The sequence below is a fragment of the Chryseobacterium mulctrae genome (genome assembly GCF_006175945.1).
GTDB lineage: Bacteria > Bacteroidota > Bacteroidia > Flavobacteriales > Weeksellaceae > Chryseobacterium > Chryseobacterium mulctrae.
Genome location: NZ_VAJL01000001.1, coordinates 271,453 through 298,432 on the forward strand (window position 1 = coordinate 271,453; position 26,980 = coordinate 298,432).

A 26,980-nucleotide genomic window follows, 5' to 3' on the forward strand; every position below is an offset into this window, starting at 1 on the left:
TGATTTTCACCTATTTTAATGTATTTTAAAATGCAATGTTTTTTGCTTATTTTTGAAGCCATGAATATCTATGATCTCTTCATAAAACCCTACGAAACATACACTAATCTGCAAATTTTCCTTGAAGGTTTTGCCACTGTTCTAGGAATTATGAGTGTATTTTTTTCGATTAAAAAGAACATTTGGGTTTATCCTACAGGAATTGTTTCTACCATCATCTATGTTTACCTTCTTTTTATCGCAGGTTTACTGGGAGATTGTATGATTAATGTTTATTATTCTGTGATGAGTGTTTATGGATGGATTTTGTGGAATAAAAATTCTGAAGACCAAATTCACGTAGAAGTTTCGTGGGCAAAAAAGAAAGAATGGATGATGGCAGCAATACTTTTCATCCTGAGTATTTTTTTAGTAATGATTATTTATTACTACAAACCTTACATCGATAATCATTTTTCTCTGGAAAATATAGAGTTTGGTTTATATCATCTCGATTGGGCAAATTGGCTGGATGTTTTTACAACTTCTGTATTTTTGGTCGGAATGTGGTTGATGGCGAAAAGACGCATTGAGAGTTGGTTTTTCTGGATTTTGGGGGATCTTATTTCTATCCCGATGTATATTTATAAAGGATACGGAATAACTTCGGTTCAATATTTGGTATTTACGATAATGGCAATCTTAGGATATGTCAGCTGGAAAAAAAGTTTTAAAGAAAAAAATACAGTACAATTATGAAAAATATATTAAAAATAACAGCGGGTCTTCTACTCGGCTTCAGTTTAACATCATGTGCCGTTTACAGTGATAATTACGGTGCTTACGGAGATCCATATTATGATAACGGATATTATTATGCTCCTTCAGGATATTATGGTTCCGGTGGTTATTATGGTAACGACGGATATTATTATAGAAACGATATGAGATATTATTATGACAACGGAGTACCTTATTATTACGGAAATAACAGAAATAAAGTCTACATACAACGTAATTCAGGAGCTGTAGGAAACGTCACAGGAACTCAGAGACCTAATAATGGAGTTGGTAACGGAAATAATTCTTACCGATACAACAACAATCAGAGAACGTATAATAATAATCCACCAAGAAATAATTCCAATAATGGAGTGAGAAATCAAGGTAACTCAGGTTTCCGTAATCAAAGCCAGGGAAACAGTGGCGTAAGAAATCAGCCGCAACCTTCACAAAACAGTAGCGGAAATTACAGAAACAATACGCAGACAACGCCTCAGAACAATAATAATTCTGATAACAATCCTCAAAGAAGCGGATCAAGAAGATAATCATTCTAAATAATGAAACGGACAGCAATCGCTGTTCGTTTTTTGTTTTAATTATATTAATTTTGCAGGTTGATTTTAGACAAAAAAACTATGAAATTTTATAAATATCAGGGAACAGGAAACGACTTTGTAATGATAGATAATCGCTCAGGAGAGTGGGATAACCTTTCGGTTACAAATATTCAAAAACTTTGCGACCGTCGCTTTGGAATTGGCGCAGACGGATTGATCAAGATAAACACGGCAGAAGGTGTAGATTTTGAAGTTGATTACTACAATTCTGATGGTTCCAAAAGCTTCTGCGGAAACGGAGCGCGTTGTTCGGTAGCTTTTGCTCACTTTCTTTCGATCTTTAAAAATAATACGACAACTTTTACCGCTATTGACGGACCTCACGAAGCCGAGATCAACGGAAACATTGTAAAACTAAAAATGAGTGATGTTACGTCAATCACAAATGACGGTGAAGATTCTGTTTTAGATACAGGTTCGCCTCATTATATTAAATATGTAGAAGACATTGCCAATTTCAACGTTTTTGCAGAAGGAAACAGCATCCGAAATTCGGAAAATTATAAAGAAAAAGGTATCAATGTCAATTTTGTTGAAAATATTTCTAATGATGAGATCTTTGTAAGAACCTATGAACGAGGCGTTGAGGACGAAACTTACAGTTGTGGAACGGGAGTTACAGCTTCTGCTTTAACTTTTCTTAAAAAAAGCAATCTAACCTCCATAAAAGTTAAAACGTTGGGTGGTGACCTTAAAGTTTATGCTGAAAAAGATGGAGACACATTCCGTCAAATTTGGCTTGAAGGTCCTGCAAAACAAGTTTTCGAAGGAAAAGTAGATCTTCTTTAGAAAAAACATAAAAACTTTTAATCTATTTAATCATAATGAAAAAAGCTATTCTCATTATCGTACTCCTTATTCTTGCAGTAGCAGGATTTTTTGGTTTAAAATTCTACAGTAAATATTACGGTAACAATGTCTCAAAAGACGGATATGTTTTGATACCACATGGTGCGAAATTTAATCAGATCTTAGATTCTATTAGTCCGTATGTTGACAATAAAGAATCATTTGTTGAGGTTGCAAAAGATAAAAACATGGACGAATATTTCAAGCCAGGTCGTTATCATTTTGCAAAAGGAGCCAGCAATACAAAATTGGTAAATATGATAAAAGCCGGAAATCAGACTGAAAATTCATTCAGAATTGGTGATTTCGGAGATATTTATCAGATGGTAGGAAAAGTGAGCAAAAAAACAGAGCTAGATTCATTAAAATTTGTCAGCGATCTTGATAAAATAGCTTCTGAAAAAGGATATAAAAATGCTGAAGATCTAAAAAAATATTTCTTCATCGATACATATAATTTTTTCTGGACGGTTACTCCAAAAGAATTTTTCAACAAATTTGAAAATCAGTACTACGAATTCTGGACTTCTGAAAGAAAGGCTAAAGAACAAGAATCTGGTTTAACAAGAGATCAAATCTATGCTTTGGCATCTATTGTTTACAAAGAATCGGGCGGAAAACCTGACGAAATGAAAACCATTGCCGGTTTATATTTAAACAGATATAAAAAAGGAATGAAACTGCAATCTGACCCAACGGTTATTTACGCAATAAACAAACAGACCAACTTTAAAGAATCTATTAAAAGAGTTTTTTATAAGCACCTTTCTACTCCATCGCCTTACAATACTTATGCTAATGCAGGAATTCCTCCGGGACCGATTTGTGTGGTAGATAAAAATTCTGTGGATGCAGTTTTAAGCCCTGAAAAACACGATTATATTTTCATGTGTGCAGATCCTGAAAGATTCGGGTTTCACAAATTTACGGCAAGTGCAGAGCAACATGTTATCAATGCAAAAGCGTATCAGGATTGGCTGAACTCGAAAAATATTAAATAATAAACATATTTAACTTTATTTTAACAAATTAATAATTAACATTTAGCTCTCAAAGGCGACATATCTATTAAAAATAATAAACGAATCGTAAAATTGTACTTTTAAAGTCTTTAATAAATTAATAAAATTAAAACCTTCTTATTACAATTTTATCTAAAGAATACCTTATGAATCAGACGGAAATAATCAGTATTTTCACAAAAAAAACCTTAGGGCTTACTTTTGTTTTATCTGCAGCAGCTTTTGCTTTTGCTCAGGATAAAGTGGGAGTTTCAGGAACTGTGGTTGATAAAAGCAACCAACCTGTTGCTTATGCTTCTGTAACTTTCAGTAATAAAGCAAGTAAACTGTTGAGTGACGCTACTCTCACAGACGAAAAAGGAAACTATAAACTAGACCTTACTCCGGGTAACTACGATATCACAGTAGAAGCAATCGATTACAAGAAAAGCATTATTAATAAGCAAATTACTACAGCTGGAAGTATTGGTGCGCTTTCTATAGAACCTGAAGCAACAAGTACCAATTTAAAAACTCAGGATATTCAGGGAGTTGTGATTACAGCAACTGCAAAACCTTATAAAGTTGAGCTGGATAAAAGAACATACGATCCATCACAAGATATTGTAAGTAAAGGAGGTAATCTTCAGGATGTTTTATCAAATGTACCATCAGTTTCTGTAGATACAGACGGAACGGTTTCGATGAGAGGTAGCTCAAACGTTCGTTTTTTAATTAACGGAAAGCCTTCTGCCCTTCTTGGGATTGATGACGGAGCCAATGCATTGCAAAGTATTCCTGCCGATCAGATTGAAAGAATTGAAGTAATTACCAATCCTTCTTCAAAATTTGAAGCCAGCGGAACTGCAGGTATTTTAAATATTATTTTAAAGAAATCAAAAAAGACAGGTTTCAACGGTAGCGTTACCGGAACTTTAGGATATTTACCGCAAACCAATTTAAATACGAATTTAAGCTGGAGAAAAGGGAATCTTACCTGGTTTCTAAACGGTGGCGGTGGTTACCGTGAATCTAAAAATACAAATAGAACAGACAATTACTTTACTAATGTAACCAAAATAGGAAGTACTCTTCAAAGTAACCAGGAGAATATTAGTGAAAGTCAAAATAAAAACTACAATGCTTCGGCAGGAATTGTTTATGATTTTTCTGATAAAACTTCTTTTAACTTATCGGGAACTGTAAGAACATTTGATAGCGAAAATTCTGGTAACGTTACTTACAATAACCAACTTTTTAGCGCTCCCGATACTTTCAGAAATAGATTGACTAACAGTGTTAATAATAATCTCGCATTTCAAGGAGATATAGGATTGGATCATAAATTTGATGATAAGGGTCAAAACATCTCTTTATCATTGAGTTTACAAAGCAACAGATCATATAATGATACCGATATTGATGAAACAAATAATGGCAACTTTGAACTTCAAAACATTATTAATCAAACGACGAAGAACAAAACATTAATCGGTAAAGCAGATTATGAGCTACCAATTGGTGAAAATTCTAAAATCGAAGCTGGATACAGAATTGATATTAATCAAAATGATTATGATAACGATGTAAGAGAAAGTACTGTGAAAATTCCTACTTTGAATTTCTTGGGAACATATACGTACGAAGCAAGGTATAAAGAAATGTTTAATGCAGGATATTTACAATTTAAAAGTAAAATTGGTAAATTAAGTTATCAGGTAGGTGTAAGAAATGAATATTCTAATGTTGATATTGACTACTCTAATCTAAATCCTGCAGATGAGGATATTAGAACCAGAAAAAGTTATAATAATCTTTTCCCAAGTGTTTATTTGAGTTATGAATTAGCAAAAGACAGTCAGTTCTTATTAAATTATACAAGAAGAATAGACAGACCGAGATCTTTCTTTTTAATACCTAATCCTAACTATAACGATAATCAAAATATCTTCGATGGAAATATCAATTTAAATCCGTCTTATGTTGATTCTTACGAGTTTGGTTATAGTATTTCTAAAAAGAAATTTACGATCAATCCAACTATTTATTATAGACATCAGACAGATGATACAAAAATGCTGGTTTATAATGAAAAAGTATTAATTGACAATCCTGATTTCCCAGATTTATCCGACGAAGAAAAAATAGAAAGAATTGTTTTCCATACAAAACCTATCAATTTAGGATCTGATGACCGTTTTGGTTTAGATATAAACTTTAACTGGGATGCAACAAGTTGGTTGAAGTTTTTAGGTAATGTTGATTTATTCGGATACAAAACAAAAGGTAGCATACTTTATAACACATTGGATAATAATAGAAACCCAATTGTAGCAACAGCAGATTTTAAGGGTAGCGGTTTCTCTACAAGAGCTAGATTGACTTCTACATTCAAAATTGACAAGACATTCAGTTTCCAGTTGCAAGGTTTCTACAGAGGTGGACAGAAAACTGCTTATCAGGATAGAAAAGACATGTATGCTTTAAATTTAGGAGCTTCTAAAACGATTTGGAAAGGGAATGGAACATTGTCATTCAATGTACAAGATATTTTCAACACCAGAGCTATGAGATCTACAACTTATGGTGAAAACTTTACCAGAGAATCTTACATGCAATGGCAGCCAAGACAGTTTGCAGTATCTTTAACCTACAGATTTAAGCAAGGTGAAAAGATTGAGCAGCCGAAGAGAAAGAAAGATGTAAATTCTAATGCTACAGGTGATGACCAACAAGGCGGACCAATGTAATATTATTTACAATCAATTATAAAAAATCCCGAAAATTAATTTTTCGGGATTTTTATTTATTTAGATTTTGCCATTTCTGCTTCGTAGATTCTTTTCCTTAAATCACTTGAAGAAAAGCGGTGATCTCTCTTATTATAAAAAATCTCAATGCCTTTTTCTTCACAATATTTTTTTCCAGTAAAATCACGGTCTAGATAATCGTCTCCGATAATCCTTACATCAATTACAAAAGATTTTAAAATATCTTCTAAATCCTGCTCAGTGTAATAAGGAATGATTTCATCAACTGCATTCACTGCTTTCAACTGAATATATCTCTCAACAATTGTTTGTGTAGGTTTATTCTTTGTAGGACGGTCATGTGACGGATCAATCTGTAGACCTACAATAAGATAATCACAGACTGTTTTAGCTTCTTCCAACATTTTGATGTGACCTGCATGCAAAAGATCAAACGAGGAAAATGTAATTCCTATTCTTTCCGTTTTCATATTTTTCGTGTGTAATTTTAGTTAAAATTAATTTTTTCTTGATTCTAAATATTTCTGCCATTCCCAAACAGTTTTCAAGGCTTCTTCCAAAGAAGTTTCAGACTTCCAGTTGAGTTCTCTTTCTGCTTTATCAGCATTGGCATAAGCGATTGTAATATCACCTTCTCTCCTATCGCAAATTTGATAAGGTACAGCAACTTCATTTGCAGATTCAAAAGCCTGTACAACTTCCAAAACTGATGACCCTTTTCCTGTTCCCAGATTATAAACATCAATTACAGTTTCTTCAGAATTTTTGCTTATCAAACTTTTCAAAGCTGCAACATGCGCTTTAGCTAGATCTACAACATAAATATAGTCACGAATTGGCGTTCCGTCTTCTGTAGGATAATCATTTCCCCAAATACTTAATTTTTCCCGAATTCCAGCTGCAGTCTGCATCACATAAGGAACCAAATTATTGGGAACTCCAATCGGTAATTCCCCAAGCAAAGCTGAAGGATGCGCTCCAATTGGATTAAAATATCTTAACAAGCCAATTTTACTTTTATAAGATTTAGCAAAATCTTTTAAGATTTCTTCTCCCATTTGCTTTGTCTTCCCATAAACACTTTCAGGCATTTTCAGTGGAGTATTTTCATCGATTGGCATTTCATCAGCCTGCCCGTAAACCGTACAAGATGAACTGAAAATAAAGTTCGAAATTTTTCTGGTTTTAAATTCCTGAAGAATATTAATCAGAGAAAACAAATTATTTTCGTAATAATCAATTGGTTTTTCCTGGCTTTCGCCAACTGCTTTAAAAGCTGCAAAATTGATACAACCCTCAATTTCATGGGCATCAAAAACCTGATTAAGAAGTTCTTTTCTTTTCAGATCAAAAGGATAAAATATAGGTCGCTTCCCTGTAATTTCCTCAATATTATGTAAAATAAATTTTTCCGAATTGGATAAATCATCAACAATGATTACTTCAAAGTTATTATTGATTAGTTCTACAACCGTATGAGAACCAATATATCCAAGTCCGCCTGTGACTAATATTGCCATTTTTTATTTATGTTTTTTAATTTTGGTTTTGTCCAATTTCCTCTATTTCAAGTTCGTTAATATCTTTTCTAAACTTAAAGTAATTCGTAATAAATAAAATACCTAAAATAATCCCATACACCAAAGGTACTGTATAAAAATCTGTAGAATTTTCACCGAAATCTTTAACAATGAATATTGAATAAAAGAGAAAAAAAGATATAATCAGAAGTATTAAAAACAACACTGCTGAAAAAGTTATAATTGAATTTTTATTTTTTATTATAAACATTATAAGAGAAGTGAATGACAAAATACATATCATAATAATAGCAACAAATGAAAATACATCTATCGAATTATCAAAATTATCAGTTTCAATTCTATTAATTAAACCTATCGAAAAAGAAATGAATAAAATAATGTTTAATGAAAGGATTATCCAATAAACAAATTTATATTTAAAAACTCTCTTTTTCATTTATCCCATAAACTCCAAAACAGCATCAGTAATATACTTCAACTGCTCTTCATCCAATTCTGTGTGCATCGGAAGGGAAATTACCTGATCCAAAAGCTTGTCTGTATTCACAAAATCAGCATCATTGCTTTCCTGATAATACGCTTTCTGTTTTCTTAATGCAACAGGGTAATAAATCATCGCCGGAATTTCTTTTTCAGTAAGGAACTTTTGTAATTCATTACGTTTTCCGTTCAAAATTCTCAAAGTATATTGATGAAAAACATGAGTTGAATTTTCAGATCTTTTCGGAGTCAGGATATTTTCATTCCCGGCAAAAGCTTCGTCATAATAATCAGCAGCTTTTCTTCTTGCATCGTTGTAAGAATCAAGATTCGGAAGTTTTTTTCTTAAAATTGCAGCCTGGATACTGTCTAATCTTGAGTTTACCCCTACTTCGTCATGGTAATATCTTTCATACATTCCATGGTTTACAATTCCTCTTAAACGGTGAGCAAGCTCATCATTATTCGTGAAAATTGCTCCACCATCGCCGTAACAACCTAAATTTTTAGATGGAAAAAAAGAAGTTGTTCCAACAGTAGACATCGTTCCTGCATGTCTCACTTCTCCACTAGAAAAAGTATATTGAGAACCGATTGCCTGTGCATTGTCTTCAATCAAAAATAAATTATGTTCTTCAGCAATTTTTAAAATCTCCTCCATATTCGCACATTGTCCGAAAATATGAACCGGAATAATTGCCTTTGTTTTAGGAGTAATTGCTTTTTTTATCGCCTCTGTTGAGATAGTAAAAGTATCGTAATCTACATCTACCAATACAGATTTTAGTTTTAATAAATGAATAACTTCAACGGTAGCTGCAAAAGTAAAATCAGCGGTGATTACCTCGTCTCCTTCCTGTAAATCTAAACCCATCAAAGCAATCTGCAAGGCATCAGTACCGTTGGCGCAAGGAATTACATGTTTTACATCTAAATAAGTTTCCATTTCGTTTTGGAAAGATTTCACTTCCGGTCCGTTAATAAAAGCAGCAGAATCCATTACATTTAAAACCGCATTGTCTACATCATTTTTTATTTTGTAATACTGACTCTGCAAGTCAACCATCTGTATCTTTTTCATATAAATTTTATTTTTTAAGTTTTGTAAAATTGCTTTTAGGTTTTAGATTTTATTTTTCCTAATAAAGCAATTTCTTAAACGAATATTTTCGTAAAAATAAGGATTTTAAAGTGCTATCAAAAATTTTATTGATTTTGTTTTATCTTTATAAAAAATTATTAGATGAAAAAACTTTTACTGTTTTGTTTTTTAGCAGGTTACTCCACTTCTTTTGCACAAACTGAACTTGTTTTTGTTTATTTTACCGGTAAACCCAATAAAGCTGCATTTTATGCCAATCCACTTTCTGAGTTGAGTCAAAAATCGCTCAACAGACGTACTGCATTGGGAATCGCATTAAATGATCAGGACGCTCCCATCGAGCAATCTTATATTCAAAATCTACAAAATTTAGGATTTACGATCACCGATTATTCAAAATGGCTGAATGGTGTTGCCGTAAATGCCAATCAGGCGCAGGTTAATTTAATTAAAACACAACCTTTTGTACAATCAGTAGAAAGTTTTGCTAAAAATTCTTCTTTAGTTTTAAAAACTCAAAATACCAATAAATGGTCAGATTTTGAATCAACTCAGAAAAACCAGACTGTTTTTGATTACGGTTCAGGCTCAGAACAAATCGACCAAATCAATTTAAGACCACTCCATCTTGCCGGATTTACCGGAACTGGAGTGACAATCGCTGTAATTGATACAGGATTTCCGACCGTAAATACAGGTTCGGCATTTTCCAGATTATGGACCAATAATAAAATAAAAGGCGGTTATGATTTTGTTTCAAAAGGTACGGACATCTATAATCCTTCGCTAAATGGCCACGGAACAGTGGTTTTAGGAGCAATTGGCGGTTATATTGCTGATACTTTTGTGGGTTCTGCTCCCGATGCAGATTTTTATCTTTACCGTAGTGAAAATTCAGCAGTTGAAGTTCCTGAAGAAGAATTATATTGGATTGAAGCTGCAGAAGAAGCCGACAGAAAAGGTGTAGATATTATCACAACTTCTTTAGGATACAATAATTTTGATGACCCAAAATACAGCTACACTTACAACGACATGAACGGTACAAAATCTTTCATTGGAAGAGCCAGCGAAATTGCTGTAAACAAAGGGATTTTTGTTTTAATTGCAGCCGGAAATTCTGGTGAAGTTCCTTGGCATTACATCACAACTCCGGCAGACAATGTTAAAGTTTTCAGCATTGGTTCGGTAGATTCAGCAGGAAATGCTTCTGCATTTTCGTCTTACGGTCCCAATTCTTTAGGAATGATAAAACCAGATGCAAGTACAAGAGGAACTTCATCTGCAACAGTAGACAATAATACGATCATCTCAGTTTCGGGAACATCCATTGCAACGCCCATCGCAGCGGGTGGAGTTGCCTGTTTAATTCAGGCTTTTCCGGGAATGAATAGAGATTTGATGAGAACAAACTTAAGACAGAATGCTTCATTATTTCCTGCACACAACGATCAAATGGGATACGGAATTCTTAATTTTGGAAGTTTTTATAACTCTACATTAAATACTTCAGAACTCGTTAAAAAGAATACGATAGTAATCTTCCCAAACCCAGTAAAAAACATCCTGAATATTGCAACCGAAGCACAAATTATTTCAACCGAAGTTTACGATAATCTGGGAAGAATGATTTTAAAATCTGCTCAAAAATCCATCAAAGTAGAAGATTTTGCAAAAGGAACATATTATTTAAAAATCCAGACTAAGGATAAAATATATTATGAAAAGTTTTTGAAACAATAATCAGATTATTGTTTCAAAAATTCTAAAATATCCTGATTGAGCTGATCTGCATTTTCAAAAGGAATCATGTGAGTGGTATCTTTATAGATTTTCAGTTCTGAGTTAGGCATTTGTTTCGCCAAAAATTCGGTATGGCTTTGTTTGATGACATCTTTTTCACCAGCAATCACCAACACTTTATTCTGAATTTTATTTAATTGTTTTTCACTGATATTCGGTTCTTTCAACATCAGTTTCAGGAGTCTTCTTTCATTCAGTTTTTCAGGATTATTTTGAAGCTGTAACACTTTATATTTAATATTAAAATTATTGAGTAATTCCTGATCAACACCATCCGGAAAAGCATTTGCGCCAATTGTAATCAATCGATTTAAATTCTTTGGATATATTAAAGCAAATTCTAATCCTGTATTTCCGCCATCACTCCACCCTGCAATATTGATCTTTTGTAATCCCAAATGATCAGCCAAAGCTTTTACATCATCTGCAAAAATCTTATAATCTAGATCATTTTTAGTTTTATCAATGCTTTTTCCTTGCGCTCTTGTATCCATCACAATCACTTTATATTGTTTTGAAAGCACAGGAATCTGCTGATAAAAATCTTTTATACTTCCCGAATTTCCGTGAAGTAAAAAAAGAGGTTCACCTTCACCATACACTTCATAATAAAGATCTGCATTCTTAAGATTCAATATCTTTCCAACTTCCAGATTTTTTCCGTACACACTTTCTTCAGAAGCGATCTGATAAGTACTTACATCCGGAAAAAAAGAAGCAATACTTTCCTCACTCAATTCTTCGTGCTTATTTTCATCTTTTGCATTTTTATCCACTTTTACATCAATATTTATGGCCGGAGCAGCAATGGTCATTTTCTTCCATTCATCATAAAATTTTCTTATATATCCTGTTCTGAAAAGCGCAGCACTGATATTTAGTCGACCTTCAAACTCTTTCAAAAACTGAATTCCCACAAAAAATTTTCCCTGAACCCAAATATTTTTGTCATTCACATCCAAAGTAAAAGTTCCGTCAACAATTTTATCTTTTGTTAATTCAACCGTGATTTCTTCATCCAAAATACTTTCGTTCGGCAAACCATTCTTTTCATTATAAATCGTATACCGCATAATTACAGGTCGGTCTGCTGTAATACTTGCAATATTAAGATTAATGTTTTTGATTTTAGATTTTTTACTCGCTTTAAATTCCAATGCTGTTTCGCCTAAAAAATCTTCTTTTTTAAATTCCGGATTTACCGAATACATCACACTTTTAGTCTTCGTATTCACTCCCCAATTTTTATCGACTAATTTTTTAGTTTTTAAAACAACCTCCTGAATGTTTTTTACTTTTTCTTTCAGATAAATCTTCTGTTGATCTTGCTTCACAAAATTGGCAACAGTTTCAGTAAAAGGTTCGTATCCTGCAACTTCGACTTTAATTTTGTTGGAAGTATTTGCTTTAGAAAGATCGATTGTAAAATTTCCGTTTTCATCGGTAATGACCCCAATATTTTCTTTGTCTACACCAATTTTGGCATAAGAAACCGGTTGATTTTCATTTTTAGAAATTACAGTTCCCGAAATGGTTTGTGAATAATAAAAACCTGCGGTAAAAAGAAGTAATGTAAAGTTGGGCTTTTTCATGATAATAATTTTGAAGCAAAAATCTCAAATCCGCCTATCAATCACTCATAAAATCCTATTAAATTTGAGCTTTGTTTAGTTAAAAATAATATAAATAATCACGTTAAAGTGAACGGAATTCTTAATTTATTTAAAAGGCTTTCTCTGAATCCACTCTACTTTTGGATTTAATGATGTGAAAATCTTTTCCATAAAAGGATTGATGGCTTTGTTGTTATGTTTTATTAAACCAAAAATCTCTACAGGTTCGGCACCAATTGTAGATTTTATTTCGAGTGCAGTTCTGCCAAAAACAATACGCTTGAACTGATTTGAAATTCCAAATTCGGTCATATCAAAAAGCATATTCAGATAAATATGTTTTTCTTTCTGAATCTCTTTATCATAGCCTAAAAAATAGGTATCAATATCGTTGTTATTAAGAATTAAAGTATAAAAGCCAATCAGTTTTTCATTAAAAAAATATCCGAAGACCTTGAAATTCTCCTCCAGATTTTGCTTCATACTTTCAAAATGATCTTTTGTGAGAAAAAAGGTATTGAAGGGAGCGTTTTCTGCAACATTTTGATACAGAATATTCATTTCATTCTGATGCTTTTTAATCGACTGAATATCTAATTCTAATTTTTGAATTCCATCAATCTTTTTCTTTGCTGATTTCAGTCTTGCACGATATTTTTTAGATAAATCATTGCTATAATCTTCAAAACAATTCCATTCCGGTTTTATATTTAAAATCATGTTCGGCTGTACTGAAAACCTGTAAAATGATTTAAATTTTTCCTCTTCAAAGTTTTTCAAAAATGATTTCTGATAATCTTTATAAATAATCAATGATGTTTTTCCTAATATTGCTTGAATATTTTGTGAAACTTCATTCAACAAAAGAATCGCTTTTTCAGTTGGAATTTTTGAAGTGTCGAAATAAAAACCGTTTTGCCCGGTCAACATATTATTACCTAAAATCATCACATCTTTACTCAACTGTTTGGTCAAAAAATTTCTTAAACTACACAAAATTTCGTCTTTCTGAAAACTTTTATGTTCAATAAAACTTAAGTATTGAAATAATGCACCACCAATTAATTCTTCATCAGAAAAGAAACCGACAAAACAATATTTCATGTTCATCGGTTTTGATTCTTCCAAAACACTAAAGTATTCTTCAGACAACATAATATTTTGCTGTCCGATGATGATATTCCAATTAATTGGAAGCTCAGTAGTTGAATTAAAAATTTTAAAAGTATAAGGCATAAAAAAGGCCACAAATGCAGCCTTAAAATTTATATTTAAAATTATTTTTGAGTCACCCAGTTAAATCCGTCCATTGCGTACCATCCACAAATAATTCCGCCCATTAAAGTAATAGTGATCGTCCAGAATCCGGTGTTGATGAAAACATATTTCCAAGATTTTCTTTCAAACATTGCATTGATGGCAATTAAAGGAAAAACAAAGAAAATTCCCGTCATAAAAGAATGTAATGCACCGTGACCAAATGAGCGATATGCTTTACCGTAATCATTCATAAAAGCAGCGTAAGAAGGTTTCGCCAAAGTTTCGTCACCGCCAATCATTCCTAAAGCTCCAAACTGATGAATCGTTACAAACTGAAGAAACATTCCGATTAAAAAAGATAAAATAATCGACAAAATAAAGACGACGCCCATATTTGCGCCTTTCATTTTCTCTTCTGTTAATCCACATTCTCTCATCCATGCTTTCCCTAAAAGTTTAGGATTATACCAAATAAATCCCATCACCAAAGGAATCAATGAGGCAAGAAGTATTGCCAGAAAGTTAATTTGTATCATAGTTTTTAGATATAAAACCTGTTTAAACTTTTATTTTTCTGAGAAACAAAATAGAGAAAGCGAGATAATGTAGATTTGTCCAAGTAATATTCAAAGTCTCAAATCTTACTAATAAAGCTTTGAAGCTATCAAGCCATGCATTTGCTTTTTCTATTTTGAATCTTCTTTTATACAACTCATTATCAAAATATTTTTCATTCTTTGTATCCCTGTTACGAGGATTCCCTTTGATATTTCCAATAATTTCTTTTTTATACAGCATATCTCTAAGTTTTTTACTGTCAAAACCAGAGTCGGCATTAAGAAATAATCCCTTACACTCTATATCAGCAGCATCCAGAAGACCGAAAATCTCTTCCAAAGTATCTTCAATATTATAAAGATCATGATGTTCACCGCTTATTGGCTTTCCCATTGAAAGCATTTGTCCCTGATTATCACAGAGAAAAATACAATTACTGGTCTTAGATGATTTTCTTCCCTGATAACCTACCGATTCTCCTCCTGTTTTACTTCGGGTATGGCTTCCATCCAATTGGACACTGGAAAGATCTAATTTCCTTTTATTATTTTGAAGAAGAGAAATCCAAATTCTTTTGAAAGAGCCGTCCTTACACCATTTATTGAAATAATAATAGACTAATTGCCAGCTTATTGTTTCTTTTGAAAAATATTCTTTGAGGCTTAATTCCCGCCATTGGCAGCCTGTTTTCAATCGTTTTATAATGAGTTTAAAGATTTTTCCTAAATCAAATCTCGTGGAAAACCCTCGTTTGCCTTTGCTTAAATGAGGTAAAATCCATTTTTCCAGTTTATCTTTGCTTATGAGTTCCAGATTTTAGTTCTTTTTTTTGCAACTCTAAATTGCTAATTTTCTGGAAACTCTTTTTCTAAAAAGTTTAAACAGGTTTATAGTTTAGTTTCTCAAATCTACATTAAAAATGATTACAAAAAACGTAGTAAAAAAAATATCCGGTCTATTGAAAAAGACTTTGAATAAGTTTGAAGCTTTCAGAAATTCTTTCAGGATTGGTCATATAATAATAAAGAGCGTAAGGAATACCCGGGAAAATCTCTAGAATTATTACAAATAATGGTAATAACAGATAAAGAAATATCGGGAATTTTCTTTTCATCGAAAACTTTTTTATTATTGCATTCCAAATGATTTTTATTCTGTCTTTATCATTCCATAGAATTAGAAAACATAAAAGAAAGTAATATGCAAAACGCCTTGCAAAAGACTGCCCCATTCCTTCATCCATAAAACTGATATCCATTAAAACAATATTGGCAGCAATGGGAATGAAGAAGATAACTCCTAAAATCGCTGTAGATTCAAACAGCAGTAAAATTCCTGCGATGATCTGAAGAATTCCTACAGTTGTTTTTAAAGGTTCGTGATCAAATAAAAACCACATTACTTTAAACAAAGGCAGATCTTTCAACGGAACCAGCAAATCACTGGAAGAAACTCCAAACTGACCATCTACAAGTTTACTATAACCATAATTGATAAAAGTAAAAGCAAGTAAAAATCTCGCTGCTAAAATGAAATAATCCCATTATCTTTTTTTAGGAATCGAACGTAATTTTGCAATCATATTTTTAAGGTTTAATTTTCGTATTTTTGCGCCTCAATCGAAATTTCAAATAAAACTTTCACTCTATAATGAATTACGTTTCAGTCGAAAATCTTACCAAATCATATGGCATCAAAACTTTGTTTAAAAATGTCTCATTTCACGTTAATGAAGGTGACAAAATTGCCATAGTTGCCAAAAACGGCAGCGGAAAATCTACCCTTCTGAAAATTTTGATGGGAAAAGAGATTGCAGACAGCGGTTCTGTAGTTATTAATAAAGATATTCAGGTAGTTTTGTTTGATCAGGAAATCGATTTTGAGTCTGATCTTACTATCGACGAGTTTATGATGACTTTAGATTCTGCTCCTATTTTAGCTTTAAAAAAATATCATCATGCTTTGCTTTCAGGAAATCCGGATGAGATGGAAACAGCACTTGCAGAAATGGAGATTCACAAAGCATGGGATTTGGAAAATGAAATGAGCCAGATTCTTTCTCAGTTGAAAATTACAGATTTAACAGCCAAAATGGGAATGCTTTCGGGTGGACAGATTAAGCGTGTTGCTTTGGCAAAACTTTTAACAGAAACCAGAGCAGAACACCGTCACACTCTTTTAATTATGGATGAGCCAACCAACCACCTTGATGTGGAAATGGTAGAATGGCTTGAAAATTATTTAAATAAAGCAAAAATCACTTTAATTCTTGTTACTCACGACCGTTATTTCCTTGATGCGGTTTGTGGGATTATCTGGGAAATGGAAGATCAGAATATGTACTTCCATAATGGTTCGTATGCGACTTATCTTGAAAACAAAATGATTCGTGAGGATAATATGAATTCTACGATTGACAAAGCGCAAAACCTTTACAGAAAGGAATTGGAATGGATGCGAAGACAACCTAAAGCAAGAACTACCAAATCAAAATCTAGACAAGATGATTTTTACGAAACTGAAAAAGTAGCAAAAACAGATACCCGTAAAGAAAAATTGGAGCTTGATTTTGAAATGAAAAGATTGGGTAACAAAATCCTTGAACTTAAAGATATTTCTAAAAGTTATGGTGATAAATTGTTGCTGAAAGATTTCAGTTATTCTTTCCAAAGAGGAGAAAAAGTAGGGATTGTAGGAAAAAACGGTGCCGGAAAATCTACTTTACTTAACATTATTCAAGGTTTTGAACCAAAAGATTCGGGAGAAATTGAAACCGGAGAAACCATCAAGTTCGGATATTTTTCTCAAAAAGGACTTCAATATAAAGAAGAAGAAAGAGTAATTGATTTCATTAAAGAAATTTCTGAAAACTTCCCTTTGGCAAATGGAAGAACGATTACCGCATCGCAGTTTTTGAGATTATTCTTATTTGATGATCAAACGCAGTATTCACCAATTTCTAAACTTTCGGGTGGTGAAAAAAGAAGACTGCATTTGATGTATATTTTATATCAAAACCCAAACTTTTTGATTTTTGATGAGCCTACCAATGATCTTGACCTTCCTACTTTGACGGTTTTGGAAAACTTCCTTTTAAATTTCCAAGGCAGTTTAATCATCGTTTCTCACGACAGATATTTTATGGATCGTATTGTTGATCATATTTTAGCTTTTGAAGGTGAAGGAAAAATTAAAGATTTCATCGGAAACTTTTCAGAATACCGAGAAAATAAAAAACTGGAAGACGGAAGCCAGAAAAATGAAGATAAAAAAGCAAAAACTGTAGCTGAAAAGGTAGTTGAAAAACCAGTTGTTGCAGATGTTCCGAAAGCTCAAGCTCCAAAAAAGAAGCTTTCTTTCAAAGAACAACGTGAGCTGGAAACCATTGAAAAAGAAATTCCGGAATTTGAAGGAAAAAGAGCCACAATTCTGGAACAACTGAATAATGAAACTGATTACGAAAAAATATCAAAACTTTCTGCAGAATTGGAAAGCCTTGCTGAAAAGCTGGAAAACCATGAGATGAGATGGCTTGAGCTTCAGGACTAAATAAACTAAAAAATAGCTGTTCAGTAATCGAACAGCTATTTTTTTATGATATCTAAAATTACTTTTTTCTGATCAATGTAAAAATACTGTAAAAAAGAAATGCGGTTCCTACAATAAGAAACCCATATTTTAGATATATATTATCCTGAACTAAAGTCATTGCAATTCCTACAAAAAGCAAACCGATGACGGTAAAACTTGAACTTCTTTTTTGCATAATTTATTTTATAGATAGGTGTGTTACTGGCTATATTTGTTACAAAAATCTATTATAATTCAACAACTTTTTCTTTTTTAGAACTTTCAAGAGCGGCTTCAATAATTTTCATATTTTGTATGACTTCATTTCCAAGAGATGGTAAAGCATATCCAAAAACAATGTGTTCGTAGATTTGTTGATAATAATTCATGTAATTTCCGAATTCACTTGAAGTTAAAACTCTTTCAGTTTCGGAATTTTCATTAAAATAATTAAGAATTCCATCAGCTTCTTTTAAAGGCTGCATCCATTCTTTTCCATAAGTTGGAACCGCGCCTGCTACCAATTCATTTTCCTGATTATCTGTACGCTCTTGCAAGAAACTTCCTTTATCACCATGAATTTTATAGGCATAATGGTCTTCCTTGGTAAAAACAGAAGATTTTAATCTCACTCGTAAATCATTTTTATAATACAAAAGAATTTCAAAATAATCGTTGGCAAAACTCTCCCCTTTCATTGAAAAAACATCAGCAAAAAGTTTTTCAGGAAAGCCAAAAAGCTGGACCGCCTGATCAACTAAATGCGAACCTAAATCGTGCATTGATCCTGAACCGTTTTGTTCAGGGTTTTCTTTATGTTCTTTTCCGCTTGGCTCGGTTCTGAATCTGTCGAAACGAATTTCAGTTTCTCTTACATTTCCTAATTTTCCTTCTGCCAAAACTTTTTGTACCTGAAGATAATCACGGTCGAATCTTCTGTTTTGGTAAACACTTAAGAAAAGATTTTTATTTTCAGCCAAATTCACCAGTTCTTCTGCTTCTGAAACCGTAACAGTAAACGGTTTTTCTACAATTACATTTTTTCCAGCTTCCAGAGCCATTTTCACATATTCAAAATGAGTCTGAACCGGAGTATTCACAACAACTACTTCAATATCTGCATTTTTCAGCATCTCTTCTATCGAACGGTAAATTTCTGCATCGGGGTATTTTTCTTTAGAATCATCCTTTGATCTTTCAACAACAGAAGACATAAAAAAACCAGGATGTTCTTTTAAAAATGGAGCGTGAAAAACTTTACCGCTCATTCCAAATGCGCAAAGACCTACTTTTACCAATTGCATAGATTTATTTTTTAACAAAGATATTTAAATTTAGAAACATCAGAATTGGAAAAATTAACTCATAAAATGATATGATAAATATCAGAAAATAATTTTTAATTATTCTAAACAACAATGTTACATTTGCGCATTATTTAAAACCTCTCTAAATAATCTAAATGAAAAAACAAATTATCTCTTTAGGCTTACTGGTTATTTCTGTTACAGTTAGTGCTCAACTAAAAAATGCAGAAGCTGATACGATTAGAATCGGAACCATCGAAGATGTGAATATCCGTAAGACAGGAAACCCTAACAAGGCAACCCCGATGTCTACAAAATCGAATCTTACCGTGATGGAAACTCCACAACCCATTGCAATCGTTACTCATGATATTATTGAGCAGCAACAGGCAAAACAACTTAGTGATGTTTTGCAAAATGTAAACGGAATGTACATTACCTCTTCAAGAGGAAATTCTCAGGATAGTTTCGGTGGACGTGGTTTCGCTCTTGGTAATGACAATATTTTTAAAAACGGATCAAGAGTTAATAGTGGTGTTTTCCCTGAAGTAAGCGGATTAGAGAGAATTGAGGTTTTAAAAGGAGCCAATGCAATGCTTTACGGAAATACGGCTGCAGGAGGTGTTATCAACATGATTACAAAAAAGCCTAGGTTTGATTTTGGTGGAAGTGTTGGTTTGAACGCAGGTAGCTGGAATTCTTACAAACCAACGGTTGATATTTATGGTCCTTTAACAAAAAATATTGCATTCAGAGTAAACGGAGCTTATGAATATGCTGAAAGTTTTAGAGATGTGGTACAGTCGGAGAAATACTATTTCAACCCTTCATTTTTATTTAATCTGAGCCCTAAATCTCAATTAATCGTTGAAGCTGATTATCTTAAAAATGATTTCACTCCGGATTTTGGAATTGGTGCTATTGAAAATAAAGACAAGAGCTATTCTTTGAATACAGGATTAGATAGAAGTGCATTTTTAGGAACAGATTGGCAATATCAAAATGTAGAACAGGTTTCTACCAATGTTACTTTTAATCATAAGTTTAATGATAATTGGTCGTTAAACTCTACGGCTTCTTATCAAAATTATACTAAGGATTATTTTTCTACAGAAAGAGTTCAGTGGGGTTATGCAACAGCAAGTCCGAACCGCCTTTCTTGGAACAGACCGTTGAACAGAACGTATAATGAACAAAACTATACTTCTGCACAGATAAACTTAAATGGAGAATTTAATACCGGAAAAATCAATCATAAAGTTTTAATCGGTACAGATGCTGATTACGGTGTTGCTGATTCTTATAGTTATTATAATCCTTTAAATAGAGCAGCTTACGGTACAAGCTATATTTATGGTACAAATGGAACTACAGGTCGTCTATATCTTGACGATCCTTCATCTTGGGCAAGCGGAACGATGCCAGAATCTCAAACGCTGGAAAAAAACCGTATTAATACGAGAAGAATTGGAATTTATGCTCAGGATTTTGTAAGTCTTTCGAAAGAATTTAAGGTGATTGCAGGATTACGTTGGTCTTATATTGAAAACATGCCAACTATTAATACTAAGTACAAGACTGTTACTGGCGGTTTGGTAAATCTTAATTCTACAACAACTAAAGGATTAGTAGATAATTCAGCATCTTCAGACCAAGCAATATCTCCAAAAGTAGGTTTTGTTTACATGCCAAATGATAATCTTTCAGCTTTTGCAACTTATACCAATTCTTTTGTTGCAAACGTAGGAAAAGAAAGAAATGGAGAAGCATTAACACCTACGAACATTGATCAGTATGAAGTTGGAGTAAAAAAGAATCTTTGGAATAATGCTTTAGCTGTGAATTTAACTGTATATCAAATCTTATACAAAAATTACTATCAAAATGCTTTAGATAATAATGGAAATGCTGTTGATCCTACAGGTTTAACAAAAGATTTTGCAGGACAAATGAGAAGCCGTGGTGTTGAGCTTGACATTACAGGAAATCCTACTGAAAACTTATCAATTATCGGAGGTATTTCTTACAACAATTCGGTTTATTTGGATACTCCTGAAATGTTTGGATATGTGGAAGATCAAAGATTGGTAAGAACACCTGCAACTACAGCTAATGCTTCTGTTTTCTATAAGTTTACAAAATTAGTTCCCGGACTTAGAGTTGGAGCAAGTGTATACTATATCGGTAATAGATTGGCTGGATGGAATGATACAAAAACAGGAGCAAACAGTTTAGCAGCCAGAAATGGAGTAAGCAGAGTTTTTGAAATAAAAGATTATACAACAGTGGCTTTATCTGCAGGTTATGAATGGAAAAAATTCATGATTCAGGCTAAAGTTGGAAACTTGTTTGATGTAGAGAATTACAATGTACACGAAAATTATTCTGTAAATCCTATTACACCAAGAAACTTTTATTTTACGCTTACTTATAAGCTTTAAATAATTGATCAATCATTATATAAAGTGGAAGTTACAATATTGTAACTTCCACTTTATTATTTTATAATCTAAAAGAAAGTCTTACTAATATTTTTTTATTACTTCATTAGTAAAAGCATTATGAATCACTTTTGTTTTCTTATTATGTTAAAATATTTCGCAAATTCAATTACAATATTCTTAATTTATAACAACAAAAAAAAGTTAATTTTTAGTTAACAAAACTCTTGAAAATATTTAAATCCTTTTCACAATAAGCATTTTGGCACATTAATTGAATTTTAACTTTTAACAAAATAATAAACATTAATATTAAAATTATAAATATGAAAAAGTTAATTTTTACAGGAATATTAGCTATCGCAGGTTTAGCTACTACCGCAAATGCACAAATTCAAAAAGGTAACTGGATGGTAGGAAGTAGTTTGCTTTCAAGTAACTTTGGACTAAACACTGGTGGAGGTTACAGCATTGCATTACAACCTAAAGGAGCATACTTTGTAGAAGACAATGTTGCTGTCGGTGGTTACGTAAATTTAGGAATTTCTAAAGTAACAAACGGAAGCCCTACAAGATTTGATTATGGAGTTGGAGCTTTAGGTCGTTATTTCCTTTCGCCAGGAGAAAAAGGAGTTGACAATTTATTGAATCACGGTAGATGGTTTTTTGAAGGTAACGTAGGTATTGGTGGATCTTCTGTTGAAAGTGGTAACTCGACAACTGGTTTAGATTTCGGAGTTGGTCCTGGTTACTCATATTTCATCACTCCAAATATTGGACTTGAAGGATTGGTAAAATATCAAGGACAAGCAGGATTTGGTAATGAAGGTTTAAACTCAAACATTACATTTAATGTTGGTTTCAGTATTTATTTACCAACTTCAAAAGCTAAAAGCATTGCTAACGACGTAAGATAATAAAACACAGTTTTATCATAATAAACGAAAGCGGCTTGGGAGAAATTCCAAGCCGCTTTCTTCAAATTAAAACTAAACTATATATAATAAATAAAAAATTTAAGCCTATTTATTGGGTTGCGGTGTGTATCGTAAATAAGGTTTTATTTCGGTAACACCTTTAGGAAAAATATTTCGAGCATCTTCTGTAGAAATAGACGGTGGAATAATCACATCGTCACCATCATTCCAGTTGACAGGCGTTGCTATTTTATGAGAATCTACGAGCTGAAGAGAATCTAAAACTCTGTTGATTTCATTAAAATTTCTTCCTGTAGAAGCAGGATACGTAATAATCAATCTCACTTTCTTATCAGGATCAATAATTAATAATGAACGAACTGTTGCAGTTGCAGAAGCGTTCGGATGTATAAAATCATATTGTTCAGAAACTTTTCTGTCTTTATCTGCAATTATCGGAAACCTCACTTCTGTATTTTGAGTTTCGTTAATATCATTAACCCACTTCTTGTGATCTTCTACTCCATCTACGCTTAATGCGATAACCTTTGTATTTTTTTTCTCAAAATCTGACTGCAGTTTTGAAGTAAAACCTAATTCTGTCGTACAAACCGGAGTAAAATCTGCAGGGTGAGAAAATAAAATCCCCCAAGAATTTCCTAAGTATTCGTAAAAATCAATATTTCCTAATGATGAATCTGCCTTAAAGTTGGGTGCGGTATCTCCTAGTTTGATTGACATAATATTTTGTTTTATTAGTCTACAAATTTAATAGACTTTTTATAACTGGCAAAATTTTTGCTTAAAAAATATTTTAAAATTTAAAAGATTATTATGGATTATGGCTTAAGCTACGTAGATACAGTGTATAAAGTTTTAGAGAATTGGTATATCGCATTTGCCAAGCTCACGCCGAAGCTTGTAGTGGGTATTTTAGTTTTTTTATTTTTTCTTTTCACCAGTAAATATCTTAGTAAGCTTGCCGTAAAAATCATGCACAAGGTTTTTCCTAATAGTAAAAAGGAAGGATCTGTAGTGACAATTATCGGAATTTTCAGATTTATCATCATGATGATGGGATCATTTATTGCTCTTGAAATCATGGGATTTAGTGGCTTTTTATGGAAGTTTATCGGTAGTTTAGGTGTTGCCGGTGTAATTGCCGGTGTTGCTCTGAAAGATTTGGTATCAAGTATTTTCTCAGGAATGCTGATCGGGATTGATAAAGCTTTCAAAGTGGGAGATTATATCACGATAGGAAATCATTCGGGAACTGTGCAGGAAATAGGTTTTCTAACGACAAAAATGATTACCGATGACGGAAAAAAAGCATATATTCCGAATCAGGTCATTTTTAATGCACCGTTTTACAATATTACAGCATCACCGCAGAGAAGAATTATTTTAGATTTTGAAATTCCTGCCGATGAAGATGTCAGCAAAGCACAGCAAGGGATTTTAGATGTTATCAAAAATTTAGAAAACATCGATAAGCTTGAAACTGCTGAGGTAAATTTCACAAGCTTAAAACAAGGGATTTTCAATCTTCAGGCTAAATTCTGGATTGCGGTTGGTTCTAATATGCTTCACATCAAAAGTGAGGCTTTAGAAAAGATAAAAAAACGTCTCGATGCAGACAACATCCCTTTGGTTACGCCGACAAGCATCAATTTGGTGAATCAGGCCAGTGAACAGGCAAATCCTAATGACAAATTAGGTCTATAAAAAAAGAGACTGCCTTTATGGCAGTCTCTTTTAATTTATTTCAAAAAATTCTTTACGCTGAATTTCTACTTGCATTAATATTCCCAAACAAAGAACGTGTTACCAGTTTTTCGTAAGCTTCTTTATTGCCTTCGCCTTTCTGAATTTTCATTAAAGCATATTGCTGAATGCTCAACAAAGGAAGCACAATTCTTTCTCTTATTTTCACCGACTTTCTTGACAACGGATCTTCTTGCTGAAGTTGTTTAAACCCTGTCAATTCAAGCATAATATCCTTTGAAAGATTGTATTCAGAAAATAAAACATTCCAGAATTCACCAAATTTCGGGTTGTTTTTAATGTAATACGTTAACGGGAAATAAGATTTGTTCATACTCATCATCGAGTTTAAAACTAAAGTTTTAAAGAAGTCTGAACCTTTATACAAATCGATTACTTCCTCAAACCTACCCTGCTCTTTCATTTGTTGCATCGCAAAACCAAACCCGAAAAATCCGGGAACATTCTGCTTCAATTGCGACCAAGATCCCACAAAAGGAATTGCTCTTAAATCTTCAAATTTCAGCTCGCTATCGCCACCACGTTTTGAAGGACGGCTTCCAATATTGGTTTTCCCGTAATATTCCAACGTACTCATTTCCTGCAAATACGGAACGAACATCGGATGTGCCTTTAAATCTGAATATTTTTGATAACTGATATCCGCCAATTCGATAATTAAGGCTCTTTCTTTTTCGGTTAAATCTTTTTTAGAGTTTTTAAAAACATCATTCTCAACTCCGGCTGTTAAAAGCTGTTCAAAGTTATATTTCGCCTGTTCTTTATTTCCAAAAATACTGGTAATGGTTTGTCCCTGAATTGTTAATTCAATTTTATTATTGGCAATTGTCTTTCCTTGCGATGCGTAGAAATCATGGGTTTTCCCGCCACCTCTTGCAGGAGGTCCGCCTCTTCCGTCGAAGAAAATTACTTTAATTCCGTTTTCTTCTGAAAGCTTGGTAAGAACTTCTTTTGCTTTATAAATTTCCCAGTTTGCTTTCAGATAACCCCCATCTTTTGTACCATCTGAAAAACCAAGCATAATCGTTTGTTGATTTCCTCTTCTTTTCAAATGTTTCTGATAAACCGGATTTTGGTACAATTCATTCATCACATTTTCAGCATTGGCAAGACCTTCCATTGTTTCGAAAAGCGGAACAATATCCATATCAATTTCTTCATCTTTATAACCTGAGATTTTGAAAAATGCATACACATTCATCACATCTTTCACAGCATCAGAATTTGAAATAATATATCGGTTCATTCCACGGAGCCCGTTTAACTCTTGGATTTCTTTGATTTGAGCAACATTTATGAGTGTATCTGAAACAATTTCATCAAAGGATTCCGTCTCAATTTTTTCTGAAACTTCAATCAGTTTATTGAATTTTTCAACATGATCAGCTTCTAAATTTCCGAATAGTTTTGCATAGACATCATCAATTACTTTTTGGTGAATTCTGCTATCCTGACGAATGTCTAAAGTTGCAAAGTGAGTTCCGAAAATTTTCACACGGTCTCTGAAATTCTGAAGAAAATCTAAAAACAGAGAATTGTGTTCGTTGATTAAGATTTGTTCTACATCATTCAGTCTTTTTAAAATATCTTCCGTAGTAATTTTTTCATTTCTAAAAATCGCAGTGTAAAGTTCATTACTCAACTGCGTTAAAATTTCAGATACCCCTCTGAAGCTCAATCTTCTTCTCACATCTTTCAAATTCCCGTAATAAGATTTCAGAATTGCGGTACGAAGCTCTTCCGAAACTCTTTTTGTAACAGGAGCCGTCACAAAAGGATTTCCGTCACGGTCACCTCCTGGCCAAAAACCTAGCTGAATAATATCTTCATGCAAATTAAAATGTCCGTTATCAAAAGTTTTTCTGATTTTCGTAAATAATTCTCCAATCGTATCATAATAAACATATCGCAAATAATGAATGATACTCAACGCTTCATCAATCGGAGTTGGCTTTTCTTTATTCACAAAAGGTGTTTTCCCTAGTTGCTGCAAAAGTGTATCAATATTCGTAATAGAATCATCTGTAATCGCCTTTCTTAAATCATGAATGATACGTTGTACAGAACTCGGATAAAACTGAGTCGGGTGCGCTGTAAAAACAACTTTAACCGTGAAATCTTTCAGTTTTTCACGTACTTTCTCCAATTTATGATCGTGAAAAGATCTTTCATAAAGATTGGTAACCGTGCCGTTGTCGCTTTCAGAGTGCAATCCGGGAAATGCAGCATCTTCAATACTATCAAACAAAACTACTTGTCTTTCAATATATTGTATAATTTTAAAAAGCAGTTCGAGTTTTTGTTCTTCAGTTTCTAAATCGGTATGATTTTTAAAAAATTCTTCAACTATTTCTACAGGAGTTTTCCCTTCATTATAACCGTTTTTACTTTCTTCACAAAGAAACGGAAGCAACATCCCGATATTGGTCATTTTATCATAAGGCAGGCTCATAAATAATGAATTGTAGATTTGGAACTTATTTTCCACAATCTGCCTGAATTTTTCTGCGCGCTGTTCGTGTATCATATAACAAATGTAATAGATTTTAAATTTATTTGCGAGTAAATCGGTTTAAAATAATATGAAATTTTATGAA

The 26,980-nt window shown here is 32.8% G+C and carries 23 protein-coding genes; 10 read left to right on the forward strand and 13 right to left on the reverse strand.

Annotation, left to right across the window (positions count from 1 at the left end; genetic code table 11):
• The first annotated feature begins 60 nt into the window (after positions 1-60).
• The 5 genes from pnuC to FDY99_RS01215 all read left to right on the forward strand — a co-directional run bounded on the left by pnuC (position 61) and on the right by FDY99_RS01215 (position 5,982).
• Positions 61-738, forward strand: a complete 678-nt coding sequence (pnuC, locus tag FDY99_RS01195) for a nicotinamide riboside transporter PnuC (RefSeq protein ID WP_074230180.1) — start codon at positions 61-63, stop codon at positions 736-738.
• The gene (locus FDY99_RS01200) at positions 735-1,310 is read left to right on the forward strand and encodes a hypothetical protein (RefSeq protein WP_139418741.1); all 576 of its coding nucleotides are present in this window, start codon (positions 735-737) and stop codon (positions 1,308-1,310) included. The genes pnuC and FDY99_RS01200 overlap by 4 nt, the downstream gene beginning before the upstream one ends.
• A 90-nt stretch (positions 1,311-1,400) precedes the next feature.
• The gene (dapF, locus tag FDY99_RS01205) at positions 1,401-2,171 is read left to right on the forward strand and encodes a diaminopimelate epimerase (RefSeq protein WP_139418742.1); all 771 of its coding nucleotides are present in this window, start codon (positions 1,401-1,403) and stop codon (positions 2,169-2,171) included.
• 35 nt (positions 2,172-2,206) lie between these two features.
• Positions 2,207-3,232: an endolytic transglycosylase MltG gene (gene mltG, locus FDY99_RS01210; RefSeq protein ID WP_139418743.1), complete on the forward strand. Its 1,026-nt coding sequence runs from the start codon at positions 2,207-2,209 to the stop codon at positions 3,230-3,232.
• Positions 3,233-3,399: 167 nt separating this feature from the next.
• Positions 3,400-5,982 (forward strand): TonB-dependent receptor domain-containing protein, encoded by a 2,583-nt coding sequence (locus FDY99_RS01215; RefSeq protein ID WP_139418744.1) that lies wholly within the window; start codon positions 3,400-3,402, stop codon positions 5,980-5,982.
• Between the two features lie 56 nt (positions 5,983-6,038).
• On the opposite strand, the gene FDY99_RS01220 is transcribed toward FDY99_RS01215, so the two are convergent.
• Genes FDY99_RS01220 through FDY99_RS01230 form a run of 4 tightly spaced genes read right to left on the reverse strand, consistent with a single transcriptional unit; the run spans position 6,039 to position 9,108 of the window.
• Positions 6,039-6,473 (reverse strand): adenylyltransferase/cytidyltransferase family protein, encoded by a 435-nt coding sequence (locus tag FDY99_RS01220; protein WP_139418745.1) that lies wholly within the window; start codon positions 6,471-6,473, stop codon positions 6,039-6,041.
• Between the two features lie 27 nt (positions 6,474-6,500).
• A complete protein-coding gene (galE, locus tag FDY99_RS01225) occupies positions 6,501-7,523 on the reverse strand; it encodes a UDP-glucose 4-epimerase GalE (RefSeq protein ID WP_139418746.1) in 1,023 nt (340 codons plus the stop codon).
• A gap of 16 nt (positions 7,524-7,539) precedes the next feature.
• A complete protein-coding gene (locus FDY99_RS23235; protein WP_228448716.1) occupies positions 7,540-7,983 on the reverse strand; it encodes a hypothetical protein in 444 nt (147 codons plus the stop codon).
• Positions 7,984-9,108 (reverse strand): DegT/DnrJ/EryC1/StrS family aminotransferase, encoded by a 1,125-nt coding sequence (locus FDY99_RS01230; protein WP_139418747.1) that lies wholly within the window; start codon positions 9,106-9,108, stop codon positions 7,984-7,986.
• A 162-nt stretch (positions 9,109-9,270) separates the two neighbouring features.
• On the opposite strand from FDY99_RS01230, the gene FDY99_RS01235 reads away from it, so the two are divergent.
• A complete protein-coding gene (locus tag FDY99_RS01235; protein ID WP_139418748.1) occupies positions 9,271-10,872 on the forward strand; it encodes a S8 family serine peptidase in 1,602 nt (533 codons plus the stop codon).
• A gap of 5 nt (positions 10,873-10,877) precedes the next feature.
• On the opposite strand, the gene FDY99_RS01240 is transcribed toward FDY99_RS01235, so the two are convergent.
• From FDY99_RS01240 to FDY99_RS01260, 5 genes are all read right to left on the reverse strand, one after another.
• Positions 10,878-12,524 carry an alpha/beta fold hydrolase gene (locus FDY99_RS01240; RefSeq protein ID WP_139418749.1) on the reverse strand — a complete coding sequence of 549 codons (1,647 nt, stop codon included), beginning with the start codon at positions 12,522-12,524 and terminating at the stop codon, positions 10,878-10,880.
• Between the two features lie 126 nt (positions 12,525-12,650).
• Positions 12,651-13,781 (reverse strand): peptidogalycan biosysnthesis protein, encoded by a 1,131-nt coding sequence (locus FDY99_RS01245; protein WP_139418750.1) that lies wholly within the window; start codon positions 13,779-13,781, stop codon positions 12,651-12,653.
• 41 nt (positions 13,782-13,822) lie between these two features.
• The gene (locus FDY99_RS01250; RefSeq protein WP_317129804.1) at positions 13,823-14,341 is read right to left on the reverse strand and encodes a DUF1761 domain-containing protein; all 519 of its coding nucleotides are present in this window, start codon (positions 14,339-14,341) and stop codon (positions 13,823-13,825) included.
• A gap of 22 nt (positions 14,342-14,363) precedes the next feature.
• Entirely contained in the window at positions 14,364-15,176 is an 813-nt protein-coding gene (locus FDY99_RS01255) for a transposase (protein ID WP_317129849.1), read from the reverse strand.
• Positions 15,177-15,318: 142 nt separating this feature from the next.
• Positions 15,319-15,762, reverse strand: a complete 444-nt coding sequence (locus FDY99_RS01260; protein ID WP_139418751.1) for a hypothetical protein — start codon at positions 15,760-15,762, stop codon at positions 15,319-15,321.
• Positions 15,763-16,013: 251 nt separating this feature from the next.
• Between FDY99_RS01260 and FDY99_RS01265 the strand changes: the two genes are divergently transcribed.
• Positions 16,014-17,912 carry an ABC-F family ATP-binding cassette domain-containing protein gene (locus FDY99_RS01265; RefSeq protein WP_139418752.1) on the forward strand — a complete coding sequence of 633 codons (1,899 nt, stop codon included), beginning with the start codon at positions 16,014-16,016 and terminating at the stop codon, positions 17,910-17,912.
• A gap of 58 nt (positions 17,913-17,970) precedes the next feature.
• Here the strand turns inward: FDY99_RS01265 and FDY99_RS22875 are convergent, their stop codons facing one another.
• The gene (locus FDY99_RS22875; protein ID WP_157969169.1) at positions 17,971-18,129 is read right to left on the reverse strand and encodes a hypothetical protein; all 159 of its coding nucleotides are present in this window, start codon (positions 18,127-18,129) and stop codon (positions 17,971-17,973) included.
• 52 nt (positions 18,130-18,181) lie between these two features.
• On the reverse strand, positions 18,182-19,237 hold the full coding sequence (locus tag FDY99_RS01270) for a Gfo/Idh/MocA family oxidoreductase (protein WP_139418753.1): 1,056 nt from the start codon (positions 19,235-19,237) through the stop codon (positions 18,182-18,184).
• Positions 19,238-19,395: 158 nt separating this feature from the next.
• On the opposite strand from FDY99_RS01270, the gene FDY99_RS01275 reads away from it, so the two are divergent.
• Both FDY99_RS01275 and FDY99_RS01280 read left to right on the forward strand, forming a co-directional pair.
• Positions 19,396-21,681 (forward strand): TonB-dependent siderophore receptor, encoded by a 2,286-nt coding sequence (locus FDY99_RS01275; protein ID WP_139418754.1) that lies wholly within the window; start codon positions 19,396-19,398, stop codon positions 21,679-21,681.
• Positions 21,682-22,007: 326 nt separating this feature from the next.
• Complete coding sequence (locus FDY99_RS01280; protein ID WP_074228172.1) at positions 22,008-22,598, forward strand: hypothetical protein; 591 nt, start codon at positions 22,008-22,010, stop codon at positions 22,596-22,598.
• A 105-nt stretch (positions 22,599-22,703) separates the two neighbouring features.
• Here the strand turns inward: FDY99_RS01280 and FDY99_RS01285 are convergent, their stop codons facing one another.
• Positions 22,704-23,339, reverse strand: a complete 636-nt coding sequence (locus FDY99_RS01285; RefSeq protein ID WP_139418755.1) for a peroxiredoxin — start codon at positions 23,337-23,339, stop codon at positions 22,704-22,706.
• Positions 23,340-23,432: 93 nt separating this feature from the next.
• Between FDY99_RS01285 and FDY99_RS01290 the strand changes: the two genes are divergently transcribed.
• Positions 23,433-24,323 (forward strand): mechanosensitive ion channel family protein, encoded by an 891-nt coding sequence (locus tag FDY99_RS01290; RefSeq protein ID WP_139418756.1) that lies wholly within the window; start codon positions 23,433-23,435, stop codon positions 24,321-24,323.
• A 52-nt stretch (positions 24,324-24,375) separates the two neighbouring features.
• Here FDY99_RS01290 and FDY99_RS01295 read toward each other — a convergent pair whose 3' ends face one another.
• Positions 24,376-26,910, reverse strand: a complete 2,535-nt coding sequence (locus tag FDY99_RS01295; protein ID WP_139418757.1) for a phosphoenolpyruvate carboxylase — start codon at positions 26,908-26,910, stop codon at positions 24,376-24,378.
• Positions 26,911-26,980 lie beyond the last annotated feature (70 nt).